Origin of the sequence: Mesorhizobium sp. M4B.F.Ca.ET.089.01.1.1 (assembly GCF_004022605.1) — a bacterium.
GTDB lineage: Bacteria > Pseudomonadota > Alphaproteobacteria > Rhizobiales > Rhizobiaceae > Mesorhizobium > Mesorhizobium abyssinicae.
The window spans coordinates 1-942 of record NZ_RZOS01000958.1 but is presented as its reverse complement, the minus strand read 5'-3'; the positions used below and the strand labels follow the sequence as shown (position 1 = coordinate 942).

Here is a 942-nt window from a genome sequence, read left to right as displayed (position 1 = left end):
GTGCTCAAGCGCTCATCGGCCGAATACGAACGCCTGGCCGGCGAAATTCTGGCCGATCCCGGCTGGATCGCAGCGCAACAGCTTCCGTGGCGAAAGCGGCAGAGGGTTCGCGCGCATCTGATCGATGCCGCGCTGTCCAAAACCGATGACATCACCCAGAGCCAAGCGCGTCGGCGCCACGGACGGGGAGGCGGTTCAGATTTCGTGAGGCTAGGGGTCGGTTCCGGGAAAGGGCGAAATGACGGTCCTTGACGAAGAGCTGGCCCGCTGGATCATGCCTTACCCGCTGCGCGCTCGTCTTCGTATTCCAGCTCGCGCGCTGCGTTCGGAATCAAGGTCAGCCATACCGGACCGACACGTTCTATGGCCTCCGCGAGCGTGTAGTTCATTTCGGCCAGCCAGTCGGGCCGGTTTAGCACCAGTGCAGCGGCTAGCTTCTCGCTTGTAGACAAGACTCCAAACCCACCGTGTTTGGCGTCCCGTGATTTGGTGATGATGTGCTGCAATTCCTGGTCGCTCACAGACCCGTCCTCCTCTGGCCGCTCTTGAGTATAGTCTGTTTTGGACAACGGCCGCACCCTGCAAATCAAAAATCCACGTGGGTTCGATCGAGACGGGGCTTTCTTGCCCTTAGAGTGTCATTTCGCCCTCTCTTGGAACCGACCTCGACTACGCGCTTTGGTGCACAATCTCACGAATTCCGATTGATCCAGCCGCACAAGGGATGCGCGAGATTTCTTCGGATGCGCGAGATTTTTTCCGGAAGCCCGATTGGCGTGAATTTCGGCGTTCTGCTCGACGAGAGAGGCCATCCGCTGGCCGCTGTCCGGGGATTGGCCGCAAACCCGGTCCGCTCGATGAACGCGAATTCTCGTCGATCTGGCGCCAAAACGCGGCCGTCCGGCGGTGAAACGCGAGCGACAACGGCCATTTCTCATATAG

General features: G+C 59.7%; 3 protein-coding genes. 2 read left to right on the top strand and 1 reads right to left on the bottom strand.

Annotation, left to right across the window (positions count from 1 at the left end; translation table 11 throughout):
- Positions 1 to 252: hypothetical protein (locus tag EN780_RS39925; protein ID WP_210215093.1), on the top strand; the 252-nt coding region annotated here is incomplete at its 5' end.
- 20 nt (positions 253 to 272) lie between these two features.
- Here the strand turns inward: EN780_RS39925 and EN780_RS35315 are convergent.
- Positions 273 to 521 (bottom strand): hypothetical protein, encoded by a 249-nt coding sequence (locus EN780_RS35315; protein WP_128276543.1) that lies wholly within the window; start codon positions 519 to 521, stop codon positions 273 to 275.
- A 222-nt stretch (positions 522 to 743) separates the two neighbouring features.
- Here EN780_RS35315 and EN780_RS39920 point away from each other — a divergent pair.
- The coding region (locus tag EN780_RS39920) for a hypothetical protein (RefSeq protein WP_210215092.1) at positions 744 to 942 on the top strand (199 nt) is incomplete at its 3' end.